A 17,965-nucleotide genomic window follows, 5' to 3' on the forward strand; every position below is an offset into this window, starting at 1 on the left:
CCTCATGTTCGACTACAACGAAAACCTGGAACAGGCGCGCACGCGCAACATCCGCGACGCCCTGCTCGAAGACGTGGGCCGGCAGGACTGGACCGCGCAGCTCGTGCCGGCGGAGCAGCGGGTGCGAGCCCGCGTGCTGGTGCGCGAGGAGGCGGTGCTGTGTGGCCGCGACTGGTTCGAGGGCTGCTTCGCGGCGGTCGACCCGGGCGCGCGCATCGACTGGCATGCAGACGAAGGCGCCCTGATGGCGCCCGACACCCTCGTGTGCCACATCGAAGCCAATGGCCGCGCGCTGCTCACCGCCGAACGCCCGGCCCTCAACTTCCTGCAGCTGCTCTCGGGCACGGCCACGCTCACACGCCGTCACGTCGACGCCATGGGCTCGGCCTCCACCAACCCGCGCGGTTGCGCGGTGCTCGACACCCGCAAGACGCTGCCTGGCCTGCGCCAGGCGCAGAAGTACGCGGTGCGGGTGGGTGGCGGCAAGAACCAGCGCATGGCGCTCTGGGACGGCATTCTCATCAAGGAGAACCACATCGCTGCCGCCGGCGGCGTGGCGCAAGCGGTGCAGCGAGCTCAGGCACTCCAGTCCGGCGTGGACATCCAGGTCGAGGTGGAGACGCTCGAACAGCTGCGCGAGGCGCTGGACGCCGGCGCGCGCAGCATCCTGCTCGACAACTTCACCCGCCCCATGATGAGCGAGGCCGTGGCCGTGACGGCCGGGCGCGCCCTGCTCGAGGTGTCGGGCAATGTGAAGCTCGACGAGATCGCCGCCATCGCGGCGACCGGCGTCGACCGCATCTCGATCGGCCGCCTGACGAAGGACGTGCGCGCGACCGACTATTCCATGCGGGTGCTCGAGCGGCTCTGAACCCGCCCACCGCGCCGGCGGCCGCACGCGTGTCCGGCGCGGCCGTGGCAGCCGTCACGCTATCGGCTCCCACGAAAGCGCGGGCCGGCCTACAGTGGATGCTTGAGCGCCCCATCCCGGGGCCGCGAGGCGTGACCCATGACTGCCGACTTCGAGTCCATCCACAACTACCATGAGCGTGCCGTCTTCGATGCGGTGCTGGCGGCGCTGCCGGACCACCCGCACCTGCAAGGCAGTGAACTGCTGGCCGACATCGCCTGCGTCGCCCTGAACCGGCTGCCCCCGCGCTACATCCGTCACGCGGTCGACTTCTCGTTCTACCTCAGCGAGAAGGAGCGCAACGAGATCGAGAAGGCCATCAGCGAATCGGTGGCCTTCGCCTTCCAGTTCGTCCAGGCCCGGGCGGCCATGCGCGCACGCTCGTGATGCAAGCCCGGCGGGGCCACAGGCTCGGCCGGCAACGGCGCGAAGCGGCACGGCGCCGCTGAGCGGTCAGCGTTGCCGCGCTGCGGCCGGCAGCGCAGGGGCCTGAGCGCCTCTCTCAGTTGCCCCAGCCGGACAGCACGTCGGGCGCCTTGCCTTCGATGGCCCGGCCGCCGCCCTGCGAGGCGCTCGCGGCCGGACGCACCAGCACCGTGGGGAAGCTCACCGGCAAGGTTTGCGGGAAGTCGCGGCTGTAGTGCAGGCCGCGGCTTTCGTGGCGCATGAGCGCCGACCGCACGATCAGTTCGGCGCAGTCCACGAGGTTGCGCAGCTCGAGCAAGTCGCGGCTGACACGGAAGTTGGCGTAGTAGTCCTGGATCTCGCTGCGCAGCAGCAGGATGCGGTGCAGCGCCCGCTCCAGGCGCTTGGTCGTGCGCACGATGCCGACGTAGTTCCACATCAGCAGGCGCAGCTCGTCCCAGTTGTGGGCGATGACCACCTGTTCGTCGGCGTTCTCGACCTTGCTCTCGTCCCACGCGGGCAGCACCGGATGCGGGCCCGTGCGGCGCGAGAGGATGTCCTCGGCGCAGGTGCGCCCGAACACCACGCACTCCAGCAGCGAGTTGCTGGCCAGGCGGTTGGCACCGTGCAGCCCGGTGTAGGTGGTCTCGCCCACCGCGTAAAGCCCCGGCAGGTCGGTGCGCCCGAGCAGGTCGGTGACCACCCCGCCGCAGGTGTAGTGGGCCGCAGGCACCACCGGGATCGGCTGGCGGGCGATGTCGATGCCGAGCTGCAGGCAGCGGGCATGGATGGTGGGAAAGTGCTCCTTGAGGAAGGCTTCACCCAGGTGGGTCGCGTCGAGCAGCACGTAGTCGACGCCGTGCTTCTTCATCTCGAAGTCGATGGCCCGGGCCACGATGTCCCGCGGCGCCAGTTCGCCCCGCTCGTCATGCTCCGGCATGAAGCGCGTGCCGTCGGGCAGCAGCAGTCGCCCGCCCTCCCCGCGCAGCGCCTCGGTGATGAGGAAGCTGCGCTCCTGCGGGTGGTACAGGCAGGTCGGGTGGAACTGGATGAATTCCATGTTGCCCACCCGGCAGCCGGCCCGCCAGGCCATGGCGATGCCGTCGCCCGTGGAGGTCTCGGGGTTCGTGGTGTAGCGGTACACCTTGCCGGCACCACCGGTGGCCATCACCACGGCCGAGGCGGGCAGTGTCTCCACCCGCTGCGCATCGATGTCCAGCGCGTAGATGCCGTAGCACCGGGCCGGCTCGTCACGCTTGAGATGGCGTGACGTGATGACGTCGAGCGCCATCCAGCGTTCGAGCAAGCGGATGTTGGGATGGCGGCCCACTTCGTCGAGCAGCACGTCGTGGATAGCCTTGCCGGTGGCATCGGCAGCGTGGGCGATGCGGCGCACCGCGTGGCCGCCTTCGCGGGTGAGGTGCAGGCCGAGCGGCCCTTCCGGGTCGGGTGAGAACGGCACGCCCCGCTCGACCAGCCACGCGATCACGTCCGCGCTGTGCTGGGCGATGAAGCGGGCGGTGTGCTCGTCGACGAGGCCGGCCCCTGCATCCTGCGTGTCGCGCACATGGGACTCGATGCTGTCGTCGGTGCCGAGCACACCCACGATGCCGCCCTGGGCCCAGGCGGTGGCCGCTTCGTCGAGGCCACGCTTGGCCAGCACGACCACCGGACGGTGCTCGGCGAGGTGCAGCGCGACGGTCAAGCCGGCCAGCCCCGCGCCGACGATCACCACGGGAAGGGCAGACGACTCGGCTTCGATGGAGGACATGACAGGGAAGCCGCCGTCGCAGCCGCTTCGGGAGTTCTGGGAGACCGCGATTCTATCGAGGCATGGCTCCCGTGACAGCACGATGTCGCTTCGCCGCGTTCGCATCGCCGGCGCCGGCCGCCAAAACGGCTCGTCACATTCAGAAACAATCGGCGATACTTCGGGCAACGGGCCCCGGAGTGCCCGACTCCCGGAGGGATCCCCCGCATGACCGCCATCTCCATGAGGCCCGTTCGCGCCTCGTCCACATCCGGCATGCCCGGCAAGGACGCACCCGATGACTGGGGTTCGACGCGCTCGGAGACGGTGGCGCCCACGCAGTTCGCCCGTGACGAGAACGACTACCTCGCCGGCCCGAAGGACGTCGGACAGATCGGCCGCCACGTGGCCGGCGACCAGCACGAGCTGTTCGTGTCATGCGACCCGGCCGAGGCCGTCCAGCAGCAGCTCGAGCACCTGCGCCCCGAGTACATCGCGCTGCACGACCTGGGCACCGCGTCCACCCGCAAGCTCCTGGCCGGCGTGGCCGCCGCCAGCCAGCGCGCCCTGCAGAAACTGATGATCCGTCGCCAGGGCTTCGGTACCCCGCTGGCCACGCTGGAGTTCCTCGACCTGCCGACCGGCGACGGCCGGTCGCTTCGGGTGTACACCACCGAGGTGGATGCCGACACGGCGACCCGCCACCAGCTGTCGCGTGTGCTTCTTGCCTACAGCCGCCTGGGCGTGGTGATGGTGGGCGACCTGCCGGCCCACCTGCTGAAGTCGTCCCTGGAGCCGCTGCGCGACGCGATGATCGCCGGCCCGTGGCCGAACCGTGAGCTGTTGATGCTGCCGCTTGCCTCCGCGGCCACGCTGGCCCACGAGGCGCCGGCGCTGGCCAACGGCACGGGCGTTCAGGTGCGCACCACCCCACAGGTGACACGGCCGGCGGATGCCTGGTCGTTCATCAGCGGCGCGTTCAACAAGCTGCGCGAACAGGCTGCGCCGGCCGCTGCGCCCGTCCAGCCGACGCCCGCGCCGGCACCGCCCGCGTCGTCGTCAAGCGCCCGCATGACGCCGATGCCGCCGCTTCGCCGTCAGGGCACGCCCGTGGTGGAGTCGACGCTCGGCCGCTATGTCCGCTTGCTGGCCGACCTGCCCGGGGTGGTCAGCTGCTGCGTGTTCGAGATCGCCGGAGGCCGCCCCCTGGTGCACGCCGGCGCGCGCCCCGGTCCCGAGGAGCTCGCCACGCAGGGTGCCTCGCTGCTGGCGGCACTGGGCGGCACGAGCCGTGCGCTCGGCTTCAGCCATGCCCTGCCGGAAGCGGCCATCACCGTGGGCAACCACCACCTCCTCCTGCGTGGCGTGCCCAAGCACCCGGGCGTCGCCCTGCATGCCGTGCTGGACATGCACCACGCCAATCCCACGCTGGCCCGCTTGCAGATCGGCCGCCACGACGCGCTCTTCGACGAACCCTCGTCCTGACCCGCGTCCGGCCTGCGGTCGCATCGACCGACGGGGCAAGAAAAAAAGCGCCGCCCTTGCGGGTCGGCGCCGATCGGCATGACGGGCGGGCGGCATGCGCCGGCCGGGCCGGCGGAAGGCCGCACGCCGGCCTATCCCTCAGTGGACCATGCGGCTGAAGACGAACTCGCCGTCCTCCACGTCCACCGGGATCACGTCCTTCGGACCGAACTTGCCCTCGAGGATGAGCCGCGACACCGGGTTCTCCAGGTGCTGCTGGATGGCCCGCTTCAGCGGCCGCGCGCCGAACACCGGGTCGAAGCCGGCCTTGGCCAGCTCGGCCAGGGCTGCCGGCGACACGTCGAGCTTCATCTCCATCTTCTCCAGGCGCTTCTCGAGCGTCTTGAGCTGGATCCTGGCGATGGACTCGATGTTGGCCCGGTCGAGCGCATGGAACACCACCGTCTCGTCGATCCGGTTCAGGAACTCCGGGCGGAAGTGCTGCTTGACCTCGGCCCAGACGGCGTCGCGAATGACCTCGCTCGGCTGCCCGGCCAGCTGCATGATCTGGTGCGAGCCGAGGTTGGAGGTCATCACGATCACCGTGTTCTTGAAGTCCACGGTACGGCCCTGGCCATCGGTGAGCCGGCCATCGTCCAGCACCTGCAGCAGCACGTTGAACACGTCCGGGTGCGCCTTCTCCACCTCGTCGAGCAGCACCACGCTGTAGGGCTTGCGTCGCACGGCCTCGGTCAGGCCACCGCCTTCGTCGTAGCCGACATAGCCCGGAGGGGCACCGATGAGGCGGCTCACCGAGTGCTTCTCCATGAACTCGCTCATGTCGATGCGGATGAGGTGGTCTTCACTGTCGAACAGGAAGCCCGCCAGGGCCTTGCACAGCTCCGTCTTGCCGACCCCGGTCGGACCGAGGAACAGGAAGGAGCCGGTGGGGCGGTTCGGGTCGGACAGGCCCGAGCGGGAGCGCCGGATGGCGTTCGACACCGCGGCAATCGCCTCCTCCTGGCCCACCACCCGCTCATGCAGCTTGCCTTCCATCTGCAGCAGCTTGTCGCGCTCCCCCTGCATCAGCTTGGCAACCGGAATGCCGGTGGCCCGCGCGACCACCTCGGCAATTTCCTCGGCGCCCACCATGGTGCGCAGCAGTTGCGGCCGCCCCTCGGTCGCAGCGCCCTTCTTCACTTCCTTGGCCTGGGCTTCCTTCAGGGTGCGCTCGAGTTCGGGCAGCCGGCCGTACTGGAGCTCGGCCACCTTGTTGAAGTCGCCCTTGCGCTTGAGGTCCTCGATCTGCGTGCGGATGCGGTCGATCTCCTCCTTGACGTGGGCAGAGCCTTGGGCGGCGGCCTTCTCGGCCTTCCAGATCTCGTCCAGGTCGGCAGCCTCGCGCTGCAGCTTGGCGATCTCCTCCTCGATGAGGGCGAAGCGCTTCTGGGAGGACTCGTCCTTCTCGCGGCGCACCGCCTCCCGCTCGATCTGCAGCTGGATGAGCCGGCGGTCGAGGCGGTCCATCAGCTCCGGCTTGGAGTCGATCTCGATCTTGATCTTGGCCGCGGCCTCGTCGATCAGGTCGATCGCCTTGTCGGGCAGGAAACGGTCGGTGATGTAGCGGTGGCTGAGCTCGGCCGCGGCCACGATGGCCGGGTCGGTGATTTCGACGCCATGGTGCACCTCGTACTTCTCCTGGAGGCCCCGCAGGATGGCGATCGTCGCCTCCACGGTGGGCTCGCCCACCAGCACCTTCTGGAAGCGGCGTTCCAGCGCGGCGTCCTTCTCGACGTACTTGCGGTATTCGTCGAGGGTGGTCGCGCCGATGCAGTGCAGCTCGCCGCGGGCGAGCGCGGGCTTGAGCATGTTGCCGGCGTCGATGGCGCCCTCGGCCTTGCCCGCGCCCACCATGGTGTGGATCTCGTCGATGAAGAGGATGGTGCGGCCCTCGTCCTGGGCCACTTCCTTCAGCACGCCCTTGAGGCGCTCCTCGAAGTCCCCGCGGTACTTGGCGCCGGCCAGCAGCAAGGCCATGTCGAGCACCAGCACGCGCTTGTTCTTCAGCGAATCGGGCACCTCACCCGAGACGATGCGCTGGGCCAGGCCCTCGACGATGGCCGTCTTGCCGACGCCCGGCTCGCCGATGAGCACCGGGTTGTTCTTGGAGCGGCGCTGCAGCACCTGGATGGCGCGGCGGATCTCGTCGTCGCGGCCGATGACCGGGTCGAGCTTGCCCTGGCGGGCACGGTCGGTCAGGTCGAGGGTGTACTTCTTCAGCGCCTCGCGCTGCCCTTCGGCGTCGGGGTTGTCGACCTTCTGGCCGCCTCGGACGGCATCGATGGCGCCCTCGAGCGCCTTGCGGGTGAGGCCGCTTTCCTTGAGGACCGTGCCGATGCCCGACTTGCTGTCGGTCGCCGCCAGCAGGAACATCTCGCTGGCGATGAACTGGTCGCCCCGCCGCGTGGCTTCCTTCTCCGCGGCCTGCAGCAAGGCCGCGGTGTCGCGGCTGGCCTGCACGGGCTCGCCGCCCTGCACTTGCGGCAGTTTGCGCATGGCGCCGTCGAGGGCGGTCTGCAGGGCTTGCGCCTTCACGCCGGCGCGCTCGATGAGCGCCTTGGGGCCTTCGGGCTGGGCAAGCATTGCGGCCAGCACGTGGGCCGGTTCGATGTACGGGTTGTCGCGCGCAAGGGCCAGGCTCTGAGCCTCGGACAGCGCGGTCTGGAACTGGGTGGTGAGCTTGTCGAGTCGCATGTGAACAATCCTCCGATTGCGCATCATGTGAGGAGAGCACTGGCCTTTTCAAGCCTCGGCGGGCAGGACCGCCGTCGTCTTTTCCAGGAAGCGTTGCGCCCGGTCAATTCCGGCGTGCGCCTCGATGGCGCGAGCCGCGATCTCGCACCAGGCCACCAGCGCCTCGCGGCTCTGCACCTCGGGGGCCAGCGCCCGCAGCGACTCGTCGCGCCCGCCCAGCATCAGGGTGACGAGGTCGAGCGCGTAGAGCTTCGCGCCGGCCAGTGACAAGGCGGCGGCCGGTTTCGTGACCCGCGCCGGCGGGGCCGCCGCGATGACCGTCGGCCAGGCGATCAGCCCGTCGGCCTGGAGCTCGCCGAAGACGCGGTCGTCCAGCCCCAGGCCCTGGGCGAGGTGCGCCAGTTCGGCGCCGCTGCGGCGGCCATCGACGGTGATGAGCAGCGCCCGACGGGCCCGGTCGAGCCGGGTGTCGCGGCGGGCGAGCCACTCGTGGGCGAGCGGAGTCTTGCGGGGCGACAGGTGGCGTTCCATCGTGTGCGGGGAAGGCGTGGAGCGGGCCAGTGTCCCGACCGGCGATGAACCTTCCATGACACCCGGAACGCCTCGGGCGCCGGGCGTGCAAAGCTCACGCGGCGGCGCCGAACAGCCCGCGTGCCGCCGCCGCACCGAAGGCCGCGCAGCCGAGGGCGCCCACGACATGGGCCGCGGTGTGCACGAGCGCCCATGGCCAGGCGCCTCGCTGGAGCAGACCGAGGGACTCGCCCGAGAAGGCGGAGAAGGTCGTCAACCCGCCGAGGAAGCCGGTGACCAGCAGGAGGCGCATCAGCTCGTTGGGCAGCCGTTCGAACGCCACCAGGGCCACGCCGATGAGCAGGCCGCCCACGCAATTGACGAGCAGCGTTCCGAGCGGCAGCGGCGCGTACGCGCTGTTCAGCCACACGCCCGCGCGCCAGCGCAGCACCGCACCGACCGCAGCGCCCGCGGCCACCGCAGCGCCCTGCAACCAGGCCTGCATCGAGCCGCTCATGCGGCGCCCGCCATGGCCTGCGTACGGGACATCAGGTCGCGATCGCGCCCGCGCAAGGCACTCATGGCGCCACGTTGCCGCTGTCGATGCCCCAGCGCGCCAGGGCCTCGTCGTCATGGCTGCGGGCGTCCACCCAGTGCGCACCTTCGGGCGTGTGCTCCTTCTTCCAGAAGGGCGCCTGCGTCTTGAGGTAGTCCATCAGGAATTCGCACGCCTGGAAAGCCTGGCCGCGGTGGGCGGAGCTGACCACGACGAGCACGATCTGGTCGCAGGCCCGCAGCGGACCGACCCGGTGGATGACCCGGGCAGCGCGGATGTCGAAGCGCGCCATCGCCGCGTCGATCATGGCCTCGATGGCACGCTCGGTCATGCCCGGGTAGTGTTCGAGCTCCATCAGGGAGACGCCCCGGCCCTCGCTGCGGTCACGTACCGTGCCGACGAAGCTCACGACGGCACCGACGCCACCGTCTCCGGCACGCAGGGCGGACACCTCGGCGGCCAGGTCAAAGTCGGCGGTCTGGACGGAGACGCGTGCAGCGGCCGTCATGGGATCAGCCCCCTGTCACCGGCGGGAAGAACGCCAGCTCGGCGCCGTCCGTCACCACGGCATCGTCGCGGCACAGCGTCTGGTCCAGGGCGGCCCGCAGGGCGCGCTGGCCGTCGAGCGCCTGCGCATGCGCCGCATCGCGGGCTTGCAGCCGCTGCCGCACTTCGGCGACGGTCAGGCCGTCCGGCAGCTCCAGCACTTCGCCGGGGCCGAGCGCCTCGCGCAGCGAGGCGAAGAACTTCAGGGTCACCTTCATGCGAGCCACTCCGAGAACGGCACATAGCGCACGAGATCGCCCCGTGCGATGGCCGTCTGCGATGGATTGTCCACCAGGCCGTCACCCCACACCGCCGAGGTGAGCACCCCGGACCCCTGGTTGGGGAAAAGGTCGAGCCCGCCCTGGGCGTTGCGACGCACGCGCAGGAACTCGCGGCGACGGTCGCCGGGCCAGGCGAAATCGGCGCGCACCATCAGCGGCGCCGGCAATTCGGCGTCGGCGCCTTGCAGACGGCGCAGCACCACGCGAGCGGCCAGCAGGAAGGTGACGAAGCTCGAGACCGGGTTGCCCGGCAGGCCGATGAACCACACCGGTTGGTCGCCAGCCCCGCCCTGCCCTGCAGGCCGGCGCACGCTGCCGAACGCGAGCGGCTTGCCGGGCTTGATGGCGAGCTGCCAGAGGTCGAGCCCGCCCTCGGCGAGCAGTGCGGGTCGCAGGTGATCCTCCTCGCCATCGGACACGCCTCCGCTCGTGACGATGAGGTCGTGCCCCTCGGCCGCGCGTCGAAGCGCCTCGCGCGTGGCGTCCAGGCGGTCGGGCACGATGCCGAGGTCGGTGCACTCCGCCCCCGCCGCTTCGAGCAGCGCGCGGAGGGTGAACCGGTTCGAGTTGTAGATGGCGCCGGGCTTCAGGGCCTCGCCGGGCATGGCCAGTTCGTCGCCGGTGGAGAACAGCGCCACCCGCGGCCGGCGCACCACGTCCAGCGTCGCGGCGCCCACCGAGGCAGCCAGGCCGAGCGCCTGCGGGGTCAGGCGCGTACCGGCGGGAAGCACCACGCTGCCCCGGGCCACGTCCTCACCGCGCCGGCGAATCGCAAGCCCGGTCGAGGGCACGATCCCGATCTTCACACCCGCGTCGACCGGCTCGCACTGCTCCTGCATCACGACGGCGTCTGCGCCGTCGGGCACGGGCGCACCCGTGAAGATGCGCGCCGCGCTGCCGGGGGCGAGCGTCGCCCCCACCTGCCCGGCGGCCACCCGCTGGCTCACCGGCAGCACCGTACCGGCCACACCCACGTCGGCCACACGCAGTGCATAGCCGTCCATGGCGCTGTTGTCAGCGGGCGGCACGTCGACCTGGGCCACCACGTCGCGTGCCAGCACACGGCCGAGGCCGTCGAAGGTGGACACGGTGTCGCTTCCTTCCAGCGGCGCGACGGCATCGCGCAGCCGGACCAGCGCCTCGTCAAGCGCCAGCAGCGGCGGACGGGAATTCGGGAGGGTTGTACTCATAGCGTGCGGGGTCCGAAAGCAGGAAGGCCACCACGCCGGCCGCGTCGTCGAGCCGCAGGCGCGGCAGGCCGGTCGGCTCGGGCAATGCGCCCGGATCGTCCGTCGCCACGGCGACGATGAACGGGTCGACCGGGTACTGGACCGGGTGGCCGGTCACGCCACGCCAGACCTCCACCTTCGGCAGGTCGGCATGCTTGAAACCTTCGACGATCGCCCAGTCGCAGCCCGAGAGTTCGGCCAGCATCTGGTGGACGCCCGTCTCGGCCTGCACCTCGTACTCGCGCACGATGGCAAGGCGCCGGTCCGAGGCAATGATGGTCTCGAAGGCGCCGGCCTGGCGATGGCGCCAGGAATCCTTGCCGGGGTGGTCGATGTCGAAGCGATGGTGGGCGTGCTTGACGACCGACACGCGTGCCCCGGTCGCCTTGAGGGCCGGGATGACCTGCTCGATGAGCGTGGTCTTGCCCGAGCCGGAGTAGCCGCAGAAGCCGACGACCTTCATGCCCGGACGACCTGCAGCCGCTCAGGCATGGGTGGCGATGAACTGCTTCACCCGCTCCGCATCGGCCGGCATCGCCTCGAAGCGCTTGGGCAGCTGCTCGATGCCTTCCAGGGCGGCGGGACGTTCGGGTTGACGGCCCAGCGCTTCCACGATGGTGTCGGCGAACTTCACCGGCAGCGCCGTTTCGAGCACGATCATCGGCACCCCGGGCTCCTGGTACTCGGCGGCCACCTTCAGGCCGTCGGCCGTGTGGGTGTCGATCATCGTGCCGAAGCGCGTCCAGGTGTCGCGGATGGTGGCCAGGCGCTCCGCATGGGTGCTGAAGCCCGACTGGAAGCCATACCCGGCGATGCGCGCGAACTGCTCCGGCGTCACGGTGAAGTGGCCCTGCTGCTCCAGTTGCGTCTTGAAGAGGTCACGGGTCGCCGTGCCGTCCCGGCCCAGAAGGTCGAACACGAAGCGCTCGAAGTTCGAAGCCTTGGAGATGTCCATCGAGGGGCTCGAGGTCTCGAAGGTCTCGGCGCTGGCGCGCGGGCGGTAGGTGCCCGTGCGGAAGAACTCGTCGAGCACCCGGTTCTCGTTGGTGGCCAGCACCAGGTGCTTGATCGGCAGGCCCATCATGCGGGCAACGTGGCCGGCGCAGATGTTGCCGAAGTTGCCCGAGGGCACGGCGAAGCTCACCTGCTCGTCGTCGGAGGTCGTCGCCTGGAAGTAGCCGGCGAAGTAGTACACGACCTGGGCCAGCAGGCGTGCCCAGTTGATCGAGTTGACGGTGCCGATCTTGTGCTGGCGCTTGAAGGCCAGGTCGTTGGACACCGCCTTGACGATGTCCTGGCAGTCGTCGAACACGCCCTGGATGGCGATGTTGTGAATGTTCGGGTCCTGCAGGCTGAACATCTGCGCCTGCTGGAACGGGCTCATGCGGCCGAGCGGCGACAGCATGAACACGTTCACGCCCTTCTTGCCGCGCATGGCGTACTCGGCCGCGCTGCCGGTGTCGCCCGAGGTGGCCCCGAGGATGTTGAGCGTCTCGCCACGGCGGCCCAGTTCGTACTCGAACAGGTTGCCGAGCAGCTGCATCGCCATGTCCTTGAACGCGAGCGTGGGGCCGTTGGACAAGGCCTCCAGGTGCAGCCCGGGCTCGAGCGTCTTCAGCGGCACGATGGCGTCGGTCCCGAACACCTCGCGGGTGTAGGTGCGGCGGGTGATCTCGCGCAGGTCATGGGCCGGGATGTCGTCGATGAAGCGCGACAGGATCTCGAAGGCGAGCTCCGGGTACGGCAACGCACGCCACTGGGCCAGCGTCGCCCGGCCGATCACCGGGTAGTGCGTGGGCAGGTACAGGCCGCCATCGGGCGCGAGGCCCTCGAGGAGGATGTCCGAGAAGCCGCGTGGCGCGGCGTCGGCCGCGGCAGCGCGCGTGCTGATGTACTTCATGTCAGCTCAGTTCCTCTTTGCGGATGCGCACGATGGGCGCCAGCACGGTGGGCAGGGCCTGCATCGCGGCGATGGCCTGGTTCATGTCGCCCTCGCGGGTGTCGTGCGTGAGGATGATGACGTCGGTCTGTGCCTCGCCCTCGGCCGACTCGCGCTGCAGCAGCGCGTCGATCGAGATCTTGCGGTCGGCGAGGATGCCGGTGATGCGGGCCAGCACCCCGGCTTCGTCGGCCACCTGCAGGCGCAGGTAGAACGAGGTGACGACCTCCTCCATGGCGAGCACCGGCGTGTTCGTCAGCTCGCCCGGCTGGAAGGCCAGGTGGGGCACGCGATGGTCCGGGTCGGCGGTGTGCAGGCGGGTGATGTCGACCAGGTCGGCGACCACGGCGGAGGCGGTGGGCTCGCTGCCGGCGCCCTTGCCGTAGTACAGCGTGGTGCCGACGGCGTCGCCGTGCACCACCACCGCGTTCATCGCGCCTTCGACATTGGCAATGAGGCGCTTGGCCGGGACGAGGGTCGGGTGCACGCGCAGTTCGATGCCGGTGTCACGGCGCTTGGTGATGCCGAGCAGCTTGATGCGGTAGCCCAGTTGTTCGGCGTAGGTGATGTCGGCCGCCGAGAGCTGGGTGATCCCCTCGACATAGGCGCGATCGAACTGCACCGGGATGCCGAAAGCGATGGCGCTCATCAGCGTCACCTTGTGGGCGGCGTCGATGCCCTCGATGTCGAAGGTCGGGTCGGCTTCGGCGTACCCGAGCCGCTGCGCTTCCTTGAGCACCACGTCGAAGTTGAGGCCCTTGTCGCGCATCTCCGACAGGATGAAGTTCGTGGTGCCGTTGATGATGCCGGCCAGCCACTCGATGCGGTTGGCCGTCAGGCCTTCGCGCAGGGTCTTGATGATGGGGATGCCGCCGGCCACCGCGGCCTCGAAGGCGACGACCACGCCCTTGGCCTGCGCCGCGGCGAAGATCTCGGTGCCGTGCACCGCCAGCAAGGCCTTGTTCGCCGTGACCACATGCTTGCCGGCCGCAATGGCCTCGAGCACCAGTGCACGGGCCACGCCGTAGCCGCCGATCAGCTCGACCACGATGTCGATGTCCGGGTTGGCGATCACCTGGCGCGCATCCCCGACCACCTCGACATCCTTGCCGACGACGCTGCGCGCACGTTCGGTATCCAGGTCGGCCACCATCGCAATGCGAATGCTGCGGCCCGCGCGACGGCGGATCTCCTCCTCGTTGCGAAGGAGCACGTTGTACGTGCCGCTGCCGACGGTGCCGATGCCCAGGAGGCCGACTTGGATGGGTTTCATGGTCAGACCGGCCTCGTGGGCCGCAGTAGGGAGTTCAGGACGCTGGAAAATCAGGTGGCGTGGCGTTTGCGATAGCCGTGCAGGAATCGGGCGATGCGGGCGATGGACTCGGAGAGGTCGTCCGAGTTGGGCAGGAACACCAGGCGGAAGTGGTCGGGGTGGAACCAGTTGAAGCCCGTGCCCTGCACGATCAGCACCTTCTCCTCGGCCAGCAGGTCGTAGGCGAACTGCTGGTCGTCGACGATGGGGTACATCTTGGGATCCAGGCGGGGGAACATGTACAGGGCACCCTTGGGCTTCACGCAGGTCACGCCCGGGATGTCGGTCAGCAGCTGGTGGGCCAGGTCGCGCTGGCGGCGCAAGCGCCCGCCGGGGGCAACCAGGTCGTCGATGCTCTGGTAGCCGCCGAGGGCCGTCTGGATGGCCAGCTGGCCAGGCGTGTTGGCGCACAGGCGCAACGACGCGAGCATGTTCAGGCCTTCGATGTAGTCCTGCGCCGGGCGCTTCTCGCCGGAGACCACCATCCATCCGGCGCGGTAGCCGCAGGAGCGGTAGTTCTTCGAGAGGCCGTTGAAGGTGACGAACAGCACGTCGTCGGCGAGCGAGGCGATGCTGGTGTGCTTCGCACCGTCGTACAGGGTCTTGTCGTAGATCTCGTCGGCGAACACGATCAGGTCGTGCTCCCGGGCAATCTGCACGATCTCGAGCAGCACGCTGTCGGGATACACCGCACCGGTCGGGTTGTTCGGGTTGATCACGACGATGCCCTTGGTGCGCGGCGTGACCTTGCTGCGGATGTCGGCGATGTCGGGCATCCAGTCCGACTGCTCGTCGCACACGTAGTGCACCGGCGTGCCGCCGGACAGTCCCACCACCGCGGTGTGCAGCGGGTAGTCGGGCGCCGGGATGAGCACTTCGTCGCCGTCGTTGAGCAAGGCGTTCATCGCCATGGCGATGAGTTCGGAGGCGCCGTTGCCGAGGTAGACGTCGTCCACCGACACGCCCTGGACGTGCTTGGACTGCATGTAGTGCACGACCGCCTTGCGAGGCGCGAACAAGCCCTTGCTGTCGGTATAGCCGGCCGCGGACGGGAGGTTGCGGATCATGTCCTGCACGATCTCATCGGGCGGCTCGAGGCCGAACGCGGCGACGTTGCCGATGTTCAGCTTGATGATCTTGTGGCCCTCTTCCTCCATCTGGCGGGCCTTGTCGAGCACGGGCCCACGGATGTCGTAGGCGACGTTGGCCAGCTTGCCGGATTTGAGGATGGGTTTCACACGGGCTCCCGGAGGGGTCAAGGGCGCAGCATCGCTTGTGCGGCCGCGCAAAACCTATAATTTAACCATATGAAACTCCATCCCGACCGCCTCGAAGGCGTCAACGCCGTGTTCGGTCACGGACCGGGCGAGATCTCGGTCAACACGACCGTCTACCGCCACAGCGTGATCGTGCCCTGGGTGGGTGAGATCATCGATTGGCAGGTGGCAGGCTTCGAGCAGTTGACCGCCGATCACTTCGCCCGGGTGGCCGCCCTGAAGCCGGAGCTGGTGATCTTCGGCTCCGGGCCGCGCATCCGTTTTCCAGCGGCTGCCCTGATGCGTCCACTGATCGAACGAGGGATCGGCCTCGAGACCATGGACACCGGCGCGGCCTGCCGCACCTACAACGTGCTGGCCGCCGAAGGCCGCTCGGTGGTTCTGGCGGCGGTGCTGTCGGCCGGGACATGAGCGTCGCGCACGGCTGATGCTATCCCCCTAAGTGCGGACCGGTCAGCCCCGGGATCGATAACCGGCCAGGGCTTATAATTGCGGGCTACGCCTTCCCCCAAAGGCGCAACTTCCCAGAATTCTTCATGACGCCAGCCCTCAACAAACCCCTCCCGGAATTTGAAGCGCTCGCAACCGGTGGCGTGAAGTTCACGCCACAGGCATTCGCGGGGCAAACCGTCGTCTTGTACTTCTACCCGAAAGACAATACCCCAGGGTGCACCACGGAGGCCATGCAATTCCGTGACCGTCACAAGGACTTCGTGAAGGCGGGCGCCATCGTCTTCGGCGTCTCCCGCGACAACATGAGTTCGCACGACAAGTTCAAGCAGAACCTGGAACTGCCCTTCGAGCTGATCGCCGATACCGAAGAGAAGCTGTGCCACATGTTCGGCGTGGTCAAGAACAAGATCATGTACGGCAAGAAGGTCAAGGGCATCGAGCGCTCGACGTTCCTCATCGATGGCAGCGGCGTGCTGCGGGCCGAGTGGCGCGGGCTCAAGGTGGCGGGGCACGTCGACGAAGTGCTGAAGGAAGTGAAGGCGCTGAAGAAGGCAGCCTGACCCCGGCGGTTCGCGGGGCACTGTGGGGAGGGGCCAAGGCCCCGCATCGAAAAGCCGGCTCTGCCGGCTTTTTTCAATTCCAGGCCCTCAGCCACCGGTGCGGGTTGAGCGGTCACTCAAGATGTGCATAATCAATTCCATGTTCCTGGTGCCTGAACCCCATCAACACCCATCGAAGCCGCACGGGCGACTGTGCGGCTTTTTTGTTTTCCAGCCAACCTGAACACCCATGCCACTGCCCAAGCCGCCTGCCAAACGTGCCAGTCTCCTGACCCCCGCCGACTTCGAATCGCAGGCCGCGCCCAAACCGGGCAAACGGACCACCCAGAAACACGCCGCGGCCGAGCCCGCCCCTGCGGCACTCGACCTCTACGAGCCGCCCCGCGAAGCCGCGCCCCTCGCGCCCGTGGTGGCCCGCGCTCCGGCACCGCAGCCGCCCCGTCCAGCAGCCAAGCCCCGGGCCCGCACGCCGCGTGGCACGGGCCCCGCGAAGCTGTTCGTGCTCGACACCAACGTGCTGATGCACGACCCGATGTGCGTGTTCCGCTTCGAGGAGCACGACGTCTACCTGCCCATGATCACGCTCGAGGAGCTCGACGATCACAAAAAGGGCATGTCCGAAGTGGCACGCAATGCCCGCCAGGTCAGTCGTGACCTCGACGCACTGGCCGCGAGCCTGACCGACCGACCTGGCGCCGACATGGCCGACGGCCTGCCGCTCGACCACACCGGCCACCGGGAGGCCGGCGGCAAGCTCTTCTTCCAGACGCAGCTGCTCAACGTCGAGCTGCCCGCCGGCCTGCCGCAGGGCAAGGCCGACAACCAGATCCTGGGCGTGGTGAAGGCGCTGCGCGACCAGCACACGGGCCGCGAGGTCGTCCTGGTGTCCAAGGACATCAACATGCGCATCAAGGCCCGCGCGCTGGGCCTGTGTGCGGAGGACTACTACAACGACAAGACGCTGGACGACGGCGACCTGCTCTACACCGGCGTCATGGCCCTGCCCTCCGACTTCTGGGAGCTGCACGGCAAGACGATGGAAAGCTGGAACCAGGGCGGGCTCACCTACTACCGCATCAGCGGGCCGCTCGTCCCGTCGCTCCTCATCAACCAGTTCGTCTACCTGGAGGCGCCCGGCGCCACGCCGCTCTACGCCAAGGTCACGGAGATCACCGGCAAGACGGCGGTGCTGCGCACGCTGCGCGAGTACACCCACCAGAAGAACGCGGTGTGGGGCGTCACCGCACGCAACCGCGAGCAGAACTTCGGGCTCAACCTGCTGATGGACCCGGACTGCGACTTCATCACCCTCACCGGAACCGCCGGCACGGGCAAGACACTCATGACACTGGCCGCGGCGCTGTCGCAGGTGATGGACGATCGACGCTACACCGAGATCATCGTCACCCGCGTCACCGTGCCGGTCGGCGAGGACATCGGCTTCCTGCCGGGCACCGAGGAAGAGAAGATGTCGCCCTGGATGGGCGCCCTCGACGACAACCTCGAAGTGCTGTCCAAGACCGATGGCGGGGCCGGTGAATGGGGGCGTGCCGCCACCAACGACCTGGTGCGCAGCAAGATCAAGATCAAGAGCCTGAACTTCATGCGGGGGCGCACCTTCCTCAACAAGTTCGTCATCATCGACGAGGCCCAGAACCTGACGCCCAAGCAGATGAAGACGCTCATCACCCGGGCAGGTCCGGGCACCAAGATCGTCTGCCTGGGCAACCTGGCCCAGATCGACACGCCCTACCTGACCGAAGGCAGCTCCGGCCTCACCTACGCCGTCGATCGCTTCAAGGGCTGGCCGCACAGCGGCCACGTCACCCTGGCGCGTGGCGAGCGTTCGCGGCTGGCCGACTTCGCCTCCGAGGTGCTCTGATCCGGAACCCCACGGCAGCTTGATCCCGTCCGTCCCGGTGCCAGCCGGGACGGCACCCACACTGCCGCGCTCACGGCTCGTCGACCGACCGAACCGCGCTTGGCGGCCGTGCCTTTGGCGCACTTCGGATGCGTTGG

Annotated in this window: 17 protein-coding genes; 6 read left to right on the forward strand and 11 right to left on the reverse strand. The window is 68.8% G+C overall.

The window, feature by feature from the left end; genetic code table 11:
• Positions 1-4: 4 nt before the first annotated feature.
• Entirely contained in the window at positions 5-871 is an 867-nt protein-coding gene (nadC, locus tag ACSQ2F_RS10440) for a carboxylating nicotinate-nucleotide diphosphorylase (protein WP_436022448.1), read from the forward strand.
• A 138-nt stretch (positions 872-1,009) separates the two neighbouring features.
• Positions 1,010-1,297, forward strand: coding sequence for a late competence development ComFB family protein (locus ACSQ2F_RS10445; protein WP_436022450.1), 288 nt, complete (start codon positions 1,010-1,012; stop codon positions 1,295-1,297).
• A 115-nt stretch (positions 1,298-1,412) separates the two neighbouring features.
• Here ACSQ2F_RS10445 and nadB read toward each other — a convergent pair whose 3' ends face one another.
• Positions 1,413-3,086 (reverse strand): L-aspartate oxidase, encoded by a 1,674-nt coding sequence (gene nadB / locus ACSQ2F_RS10450; RefSeq protein ID WP_436022452.1) that lies wholly within the window; start codon positions 3,084-3,086, stop codon positions 1,413-1,415.
• Between the two features lie 207 nt (positions 3,087-3,293).
• Between nadB and ACSQ2F_RS10455 the strand changes: the two genes are divergently transcribed.
• Positions 3,294-4,550, forward strand: a complete 1,257-nt coding sequence (locus tag ACSQ2F_RS10455) for a hypothetical protein (protein WP_436022454.1) — start codon at positions 3,294-3,296, stop codon at positions 4,548-4,550.
• 138 nt (positions 4,551-4,688) lie between these two features.
• On the opposite strand, the gene clpB is transcribed toward ACSQ2F_RS10455, so the two are convergent.
• From clpB to ACSQ2F_RS10505, 10 genes are all read right to left on the reverse strand, one after another.
• Positions 4,689-7,283 (reverse strand): ATP-dependent chaperone ClpB, encoded by a 2,595-nt coding sequence (clpB, locus tag ACSQ2F_RS10460; protein WP_436022456.1) that lies wholly within the window; start codon positions 7,281-7,283, stop codon positions 4,689-4,691.
• A gap of 48 nt (positions 7,284-7,331) precedes the next feature.
• Positions 7,332-7,871 (reverse strand): hypothetical protein, encoded by a 540-nt coding sequence (locus ACSQ2F_RS10465; RefSeq protein ID WP_436022458.1) that lies wholly within the window; start codon positions 7,869-7,871, stop codon positions 7,332-7,334.
• A 37-nt stretch (positions 7,872-7,908) separates the two neighbouring features.
• Complete coding sequence (locus ACSQ2F_RS10470) at positions 7,909-8,310, reverse strand: CrcB family protein (protein ID WP_436022460.1); 402 nt, start codon at positions 8,308-8,310, stop codon at positions 7,909-7,911.
• 61 nt (positions 8,311-8,371) lie between these two features.
• Positions 8,372-8,857, reverse strand: a complete 486-nt coding sequence (locus ACSQ2F_RS10475) for a molybdenum cofactor biosynthesis protein MoaE (RefSeq protein ID WP_436022462.1) — start codon at positions 8,855-8,857, stop codon at positions 8,372-8,374.
• A gap of 4 nt (positions 8,858-8,861) precedes the next feature.
• On the reverse strand, positions 8,862-9,113 hold the full coding sequence (locus tag ACSQ2F_RS10480; RefSeq protein WP_436022464.1) for a MoaD/ThiS family protein: 252 nt from the start codon (positions 9,111-9,113) through the stop codon (positions 8,862-8,864).
• Complete coding sequence (locus tag ACSQ2F_RS10485) at positions 9,110-10,366, reverse strand: molybdopterin molybdotransferase MoeA (protein WP_436022467.1); 1,257 nt, start codon at positions 10,364-10,366, stop codon at positions 9,110-9,112. The genes ACSQ2F_RS10480 and ACSQ2F_RS10485 overlap by 4 nt, the downstream gene beginning before the upstream one ends.
• Complete coding sequence (gene mobB, locus ACSQ2F_RS10490; protein WP_436022469.1) at positions 10,320-10,868, reverse strand: molybdopterin-guanine dinucleotide biosynthesis protein B; 549 nt, start codon at positions 10,866-10,868, stop codon at positions 10,320-10,322. The genes ACSQ2F_RS10485 and mobB overlap by 47 nt, the downstream gene beginning before the upstream one ends.
• A gap of 21 nt (positions 10,869-10,889) precedes the next feature.
• Positions 10,890-12,305 carry a threonine synthase gene (gene thrC / locus ACSQ2F_RS10495; protein WP_436022471.1) on the reverse strand — a complete coding sequence of 472 codons (1,416 nt, stop codon included), beginning with the start codon at positions 12,303-12,305 and terminating at the stop codon, positions 10,890-10,892.
• Between the two features lies 1 nt (position 12,306).
• Entirely contained in the window at positions 12,307-13,617 is a 1,311-nt protein-coding gene (locus tag ACSQ2F_RS10500; protein WP_436022473.1) for a homoserine dehydrogenase, read from the reverse strand.
• 50 nt (positions 13,618-13,667) lie between these two features.
• Positions 13,668-14,894: a pyridoxal phosphate-dependent aminotransferase gene (locus ACSQ2F_RS10505; protein ID WP_436022475.1), complete on the reverse strand. Its 1,227-nt coding sequence runs from the start codon at positions 14,892-14,894 to the stop codon at positions 13,668-13,670.
• Between the two features lie 69 nt (positions 14,895-14,963).
• Here ACSQ2F_RS10505 and ACSQ2F_RS10510 point away from each other — a divergent pair, with 69 nt between their 5' ends.
• The 3 genes from ACSQ2F_RS10510 to ACSQ2F_RS10520 all read left to right on the forward strand — a co-directional run bounded on the left by ACSQ2F_RS10510 (position 14,964) and on the right by ACSQ2F_RS10520 (position 17,828).
• Positions 14,964-15,344, forward strand: a complete 381-nt coding sequence (locus ACSQ2F_RS10510; RefSeq protein WP_436022477.1) for an Mth938-like domain-containing protein — start codon at positions 14,964-14,966, stop codon at positions 15,342-15,344.
• Positions 15,345-15,469: 125 nt separating this feature from the next.
• The gene (locus ACSQ2F_RS10515; RefSeq protein WP_436022479.1) at positions 15,470-15,946 is read left to right on the forward strand and encodes a peroxiredoxin; all 477 of its coding nucleotides are present in this window, start codon (positions 15,470-15,472) and stop codon (positions 15,944-15,946) included.
• A 229-nt stretch (positions 15,947-16,175) separates the two neighbouring features.
• Positions 16,176-17,828 (forward strand): PhoH family protein, encoded by a 1,653-nt coding sequence (locus ACSQ2F_RS10520; RefSeq protein ID WP_436022481.1) that lies wholly within the window; start codon positions 16,176-16,178, stop codon positions 17,826-17,828.
• Positions 17,829-17,965 lie beyond the last annotated feature (137 nt).

It is taken from the genome of Rhizobacter sp. LjRoot28, assembly GCF_964253025.1.
Lineage (GTDB): Bacteria > Pseudomonadota > Gammaproteobacteria > Burkholderiales > Burkholderiaceae_C > Rhizobacter.